We start from the raw sequence: 6,042 nt of genomic DNA, 5'->3' as shown, positions 1-6,042 counted from the left end.
GGCAAAGTCGTCTCCGATCAGCACTTCGTCTTCTACAACAACCTGACCAGCCCGGACGGTTCGGTCGAGCACACCGGTGACAACCTCACGGGTGAGGGCGAGGGCGACGACGAGAGCATCAAGGTGAACCTGTCCGCCGTACCCGCCGAGATCGAGCGGATCGTCTTCCCGGTGTCGATCCACGACGCCGAGGCCCGGGCGCAGAGTTTCGGGCAGGTGCGCAACGCCTTCATCCGCGTCGTCAACCAGGCCGGCGGCACCGAACTCGCCCGCTACGACCTGTCCGAGGACGCCTCCACCGAGACCGCGATGGTCTTCGGCGAGCTCTACCGCAACGGCACCGAGTGGAAGTTCCGGGCGGTCGGGCAGGGGTACGCCTCCGGGCTCGCCGGTATCGCCGCCGACTTCGGCGTGAACGTCTGAGGCGGGTCCGCCGCGGCGCCGGGTCCGGTCCTGCGGATGCGGACGCGGCGCCGGGCGCGGCACGCCGTCCCCTTCGCCTGGAGGCTCCGGTGACCGTGCCGTTCCGTCTGCGCCACCAGGACCGGTCCGACTTCGAGGCGGTCCCGCACCTGGCGCTCAACGCCCCTGACATCCGTTCCGCCCTCGGCGCCGGCACCACCAGCCGGACGTCCGCCCGGCTGCGTCTGCGCGCGCTCACGGACGCCGACGAGATGGCGGCGGCGTCACAGGACGAATACGCGAGCTATCTCGCCCTGCACGCCCCGGCCCACGCGAGCGGCGACGACCGCCCGGCGAGCAGCAGCCTGCTGTCGGCCCTGGCCGTACTCACGCCGGCCGTGGCGGCGACGGCCGGCGCCGCGCTGCTCGTGCTCGGCTACGCGCTCCGACTGGCCGACGCACAACGCTCCTCGGCCGGCTCACCGGCCACCGCGGGCTGGATCCTGGCGCTGTTCGCGGCCGTGAGCGCGCTCATCGCCCTCGTCGCCGTGCTCATCCAGGCGGTACGGCGACGGGGCGGTCCCGCAGCACCCGCCCGCCTGGAACAAGCGCGGCTGGAGTGGCAACGGGCGCTCTTGGCACAGGGAATGCTGCCTCGCCTGCGTCACTACCTGAGTGAGACCCCTTCCCGCCCGGCACCACCCGGCTCGGCCCCACCGACCGACGACGACCTCCCCCACATCCGCCGGCAATCCCCGCCCCACCACGCGAGAGGCTCCCGCATGTCGATCAACCTGAACAAGGGCCAGCAGATCAGTCTCCAGAAGGCCGACGGCAACGCCCTCACCACGGTCCGCATGGGCCTGGGCTGGCAGGCCGCGCCCCGCAAGGGCTTCCTCGCCAGGCTCACCGGGGGAGGCGAGATCGACCTGGATGCCTCCGCGATCCTCTTCGCCGGCGGCGAGCCCGTGGACGTGGTCTTCTTCCAGCACCTGACCAGCGACGACGGCTCCGTCCGGCACACCGGCGACAATCTCACCGGCGGCGCCGGCACCGGTGGGGACGACGAGTCGATCCTCGTCGACCTGACCCGGGTGCCCGCCCACGTCGACCAGATCGTCTTCACCGTGAACTCGTTCACCGGCCAGACCTTCGCCGAGGTCCAGAACGCCTTCTGCCGTCTCGTCGACGAGACCACCGGCACCGAACTCGCCCGCTACACCCTCACCGGCGGCGGGCGGCACACCGCGCAGATCATGGCGAAGGTCCGCCGCGGTCCGGGCGGCTGGCAGATGCAGGCGATCGGCGAACCGTCCACCGGCCGCACCTTCCAGGATCTGCTGCCCACCATCACGCCGCACCTGTAGAGCACGGGGCGCTTCTGACTTCCTCACGGCCTGCCGGCGGGGTCTCCAGGGCGGACGGAAACAGGGAGCAGCACCTTCGTGATCTCCTCGGCAGTCGCCCCTGGTCTGGGCCTGACCGGTCGGCCGAGTCGGCACCGGGACGTTCTTGCGCGCGAAGGACGCGACCAGACAGGGCAGCGGGTCCTGACCATGCCCTTGCGCACGACCGAGCGCGGGTGTTGAGCTGCCCCGTTCTGGCGCGGCCGGCGGGCGGTCTCGTGAAGCGGCCGGCCTGCCGCCGGATCAGCCCGCGGGCCACGCTTGGCGATCCGGTCCGCGAGCCGCGTAAAAGAACGACCCGGCGGCGTAGATGCGTATCGACTGCCATGGCCCACTCCAGGTCGCCATCAGCCGGCTGACGATGTGGCGAGCCCGGCTTGCCGGTCGACGTCAGGAGGACTGCGGCCGAACGACCGCAGGTGCTGCGGCCACGGTCGCACCGACCGTCACTGCCGAAGGTAAGGGGCGTCGGCCAGGGCTGCCGTCGGTTCGGCCCCGTCCCAGTTGTCGTCGCCGAGCATCATGTCGGGGTCGAACATGACAACGACGGCGGCGACGACAAGGACGATGAAGGGGCCGGCGAGCATGACGAGGAGGAACGAGAGCAGGCTCGCGGAGGACGTGGCGCCCGCGGAGGCGCCCGTGAGGTGGACGGACACGGCGGCCATGCCGGTGTAGTGCATGCCGGTCACCGCCACGCCCATGACCAGGCTGGCGCCGAGGCTGGCCCACAGCGCGTGGATCGAGACCGCGGCCCACAGTGCCGCCGTGGCGGCGACGATGGCGATGGCGACGGACATGACCACCGTGAGGGTGTGGTAGTGCAGAGTGCCGTTGGTGTGGATGGCTGCCATGCCCAGGTAGTGCATGGCAGCGACCCCGAGACCCGTGACCGTGCCGGCCGTTGCCAGGGTCGCCGGGGAAGCGCCCCGGTAGCCGACGAGGAACACCCCGCCGGAGACGACGAGGATCGCGACGGCGAGGCTCAGGATCGTCTTCGTCGTGTCGTAGCCGACGAGGGCGCCCTGGACGCTGAAGCCGATCATGGCGATGAAGTGCATGGTCCAGATGCCGCAGCCGATCGCTACGGCCCCCAGCGCCAGCCACCCGGCTCTGCGCTGGGGCCGCCGCAGCGAGCGCGTCGTGCAGCGCAGCCCGAGACCGGCACCGAGGCAGGCCATCAGGTAGGCGGCGACGGGAGTCACGGCGCCGTAATAGAAGTTGGAGACGTTAGCGGTCATTCGAGGACCCTTTCGCACGTGTGACGGCCGAAAGCAGCACACATGCGGCGTGCCGGCAGTCGCCCCGGGTCGGGGAACGCGGAGGAAGCGCACACCGGGGTGACCGCCGGACGAAGGCAGAGCGGAGACGTTCGATCGCGTCGTACAAGATTCAATCACACCATGCACACATTTCCTACACAACAAGGATGAGCGTTCGACGAATCGATTCTCCAACCCGTTACGGCACAAAAGGACTCAACGAGGCGGCGAAGCGGCCACGAGGGGCGCGCGGCCCGTGCAGCAACTCACCGGTCAAATGTCAGGAACCGGTTCCGTTCCTGTCGGAGTCCGGTAGCCCGTCCCCAACTTCCGCCCTCTCGCAGCGATTCGACCGCCGCTCCTCCCTACGATGGCGACCATGTGTGCGTATGTGGTGCTCGCCGACGACGACGCCAAACAAGCCGACCTCATCCGCCTGTACCTGGAGCGGGAAGGCCACTCGGTCGAGGTCGTCCACGACGGGCGGGCCGCGTTGGAGCAGATCCGGCGGCGCATGCCGGATCTCGTGGTGCTGGACTGGATGATGCCGCGCGTGGACGGTCTGGACGTCTGCCGGGTCCTGCGCCGCGAGTCCGACGTCCCCGTCCTCATGCTCACGGCGCGCGCGGAGGAGGACGACCTGCTGCTCGCCCTCGACCTGGGCGCCGACGACTACATGACCAAGCCGTGCAGCCCCCGCGAGCTCGTGGCCCGCGTCCGTACCCTGCTCAGACGCACCCGCCGTCCGGAGGCCGCCGACGCTGAGCTCCCCGCCCCGGCCATCGGGACCGCGCCGCGCCCTGCCCAACCCGTGCATGCCGTGGGTTCGCTCGTGGTCGACCCCGGCCGGTTCGAGATACGGGTGGAGGGGCGTCTGGTGGACTGCACGCCCGGTGAGTTCCGCGTACTCGAAGTGCTGGCCTCGGCGCCCGGCCGGGTCTTCACGAGGAAGCAGATCCTGGAGCACCTGCACGGCATCGACCGCTACGTCACCACCCGCACGGTCGACGGACACGTCATGAATCTGCGCCGCAAGATCGAACGCGATCCCGCGCGGCCCGAACGGCTGCTCACGGTCTACGGCGTCGGCTACAAAGCCGCCGAACCACCGGCGGGGGCAGGGCCTGACGACACGGCCGATTCCGCCCATGCGTGCTGACATACCCCTGCGCAGCAGCCTGCGGACACGGTTGCTCGCGGTGTGCGTGCTGGTCTCCCTGTGCTCGGTCGTCGCGACCGCCTGGCTCGTCGTCAGCGTGACCGCGGTCGCCATCGGACGTGAGCGCGGCCAGGCCATCGCCGACGACGCGCGGGTGTACGACGCACTGGTCGGCTTCGCCGCCACGCACCCCGACTGGCGAGGGGTCGAGCCGACGATGCGCGCCCTCGCCCGCGAGACCGGCCGCCGTATCACCCTCACCGACGAGAACCGCCGCCTGCTGGCGGACTCCGACGGCAGGAACTCGCGGTCAGCGGGATCGCTGCCCGACACACCGTCGGCGACCGTCGACGCGCTCGCCGTGGACATCACGCTCGTGGGCGGTCACGGCGGCGAACTGTCCGACCGCATCGACCCGCGGGCGGTCGGGCCCTTCCGGCTGCCCGCTCAGGAGAAGGCGGCACTGCGGATCACCGCGTCCCGCGTCCTGTCGTCCTGTCAGCAGGGCAGAGGAGGGGCGGCGGACGTCGAGATCGTCCAGGCCCCGAACGGCCGTCCGGAGATCGAGCTCAACGGCCGGGTCCTGACCGCGGGCGACCGGTGCGGGGTCGACATCCTGCTCGAACGCACGCCCACCGAGAAGCGGGCCCAGGCTCAGCTGGAGGGGCTCGTCAACGCGTGCCTGACCGCCCGTCACGCCGCCCCGGTGCAACTCGCCGACGACCTGAGCTGGACGCCCTCCACGGCCCGCGGCGCCCCGAACAGCCGTGCGGTGACGGCGTGCATCTCCACCGCGCGTCGCGACCAGCTCTCCCCCTACGTGGCTCCGCCGGCCCTGCTCTTCGCCACCGCGCCCGAACAGAAGATCGCCACGTTCTTCGACCTCTCCGGAGCCAATCGTCTGAGGATCGCCGGGGTCACCTTCGTGGTGCTGCTCCTCACGGTGACGGTCACCCTGGTCGTCGGCACCCGTATGGTCAGGCCGCTGCGGGCGTTGACCGGTGCGGCTCAGCGGATGGCCGAGGGGGACGAGGACGCGCGCGTGGAGGTCACCGGCGACGACGAACTCGGCAGGCTCGCCGTGGCGTTCAACCTCATGTCGAGCCGGCGCCGGGAGCTGGAGCGGCTGCGCCGGGCGCTGGTGAGCGACGTGGCCCATGAGCTGCGTACCCCGCTGGGGAACGTCCGGGGCTGGCTGGAAGCCGTCGAGGACGGTGTCGTAGCGGCGGACAAGCCCCTCATCTCCTCGCTCCTGGAGGAGGCGCTGCTCCTCCAGCACATCATCGACGACCTGCGAGACCTCGCGGCCGCCGACGCCGGTGCGCTGAGACTGCACCCGGAGGACGTGGACGCGGCCGCTCTGCTCGCCCAGGTCGCGCGCGCCCATCAGGGCAGTGCCGGTGCCGCCGGAGTGGAGCTGCGGGTGTGGTCCCCGCCGGAGCGGCCGTGGCTGAAGGCCGACTCGCTGCGGCTGCGCCAGGCCATCGGGAACCTGGTGTCCAACGCCATCCGGCACACGCCCACCGGCGGCACGGTCACCCTGTCCGTACGTCCCCTGGGCGACCAGGTGGTGTTCGGCGTCGAGGACACCGGCTCCGGTATCGGCGAGGACGACCTGCCCAAGGTGTTCGACCGTTTCTGGCGGGCGGACAAGTCCCGCAGCCGACAGGGCGGTGGAAGCGGCCTGGGCCTGTCCATCGTCCGCAAACTCGTCGAAGCCCACGGCGGCACCGTGCACGCCTCCAGCGCGCAGGGGGAGGGAGCACGGGAGCCCGGGGCACCCGGGGACGGGCGCGCGGGGCCGCCGGGGACG

Annotated in this window: 5 protein-coding genes; 4 read left to right on the top strand and 1 reads right to left on the bottom strand. The window is 71.1% G+C overall.

Annotated elements, in window-relative coordinates:
• Together IF54_RS0138335 and IF54_RS0138330 are read left to right on the top strand one after the other, a co-directional pair.
• The coding region (locus IF54_RS0138335; protein ID WP_030327299.1) for a TerD family protein at nt 1–423 on the top strand (423 nt) is incomplete at its 5' end.
• Between the two features lie 761 nt (nt 424–1,184).
• Complete coding sequence (locus tag IF54_RS0138330; RefSeq protein ID WP_030327298.1) at nt 1,185–1,769, top strand: TerD family protein; 585 nt, start codon at nt 1,185–1,187, stop codon at nt 1,767–1,769.
• A gap of 485 nt (nt 1,770–2,254) precedes the next feature.
• Here IF54_RS0138330 and IF54_RS0138325 read toward each other — a convergent pair whose 3' ends face one another.
• Nucleotides 2,255–3,049, bottom strand: a complete 795-nt coding sequence (locus IF54_RS0138325) for an MHYT domain-containing protein (RefSeq protein WP_051735708.1) — start codon at nt 3,047–3,049, stop codon at nt 2,255–2,257.
• A 400-nt stretch (nt 3,050–3,449) separates the two neighbouring features.
• Here IF54_RS0138325 and IF54_RS0138320 point away from each other — a divergent pair, with 400 nt between their 5' ends.
• Both IF54_RS0138320 and IF54_RS0138315 read left to right on the top strand, forming a co-directional pair.
• On the top strand, nt 3,450–4,229 hold the full coding sequence (locus IF54_RS0138320; RefSeq protein ID WP_037821170.1) for a response regulator transcription factor: 780 nt from the start codon (nt 3,450–3,452) through the stop codon (nt 4,227–4,229).
• Nucleotides 4,219–6,042 (top strand): HAMP domain-containing sensor histidine kinase (locus IF54_RS0138315; RefSeq protein WP_051735709.1); only part of this gene is annotated, 1,824 nt, incomplete at its 3' end. The genes IF54_RS0138320 and IF54_RS0138315, both read left to right, overlap by 11 nt.

Source organism: Streptomyces sp. NRRL B-3229 (assembly GCF_000719505.1).
GTDB lineage: Bacteria > Actinomycetota > Actinomycetes > Streptomycetales > Streptomycetaceae > Streptomyces > Streptomyces griseorubiginosus.
Note: the sequence above shows the minus strand (reverse complement) of the source record. Positions and strands in the feature narration are given on the sequence as shown.

Excerpts from the sequence above, each read along its gene's own strand:
- IF54_RS0138325 (WP_051735708.1), bottom strand. The coding sequence starts at position 3,049 with ATGACCGCTAACGTCTCCAACTTCTATTACGGCGCCGTGACTCCCGTC.
- IF54_RS0138320 (WP_037821170.1), top strand. The coding sequence starts at position 3,450 with ATGTGTGCGTATGTGGTGCTCGCCGACGACGACGCCAAACAAGCCGAC.
- IF54_RS0138330 (WP_030327298.1), top strand. The coding sequence starts at position 1,185 with ATGTCGATCAACCTGAACAAGGGCCAGCAGATCAGTCTCCAGAAGGCC.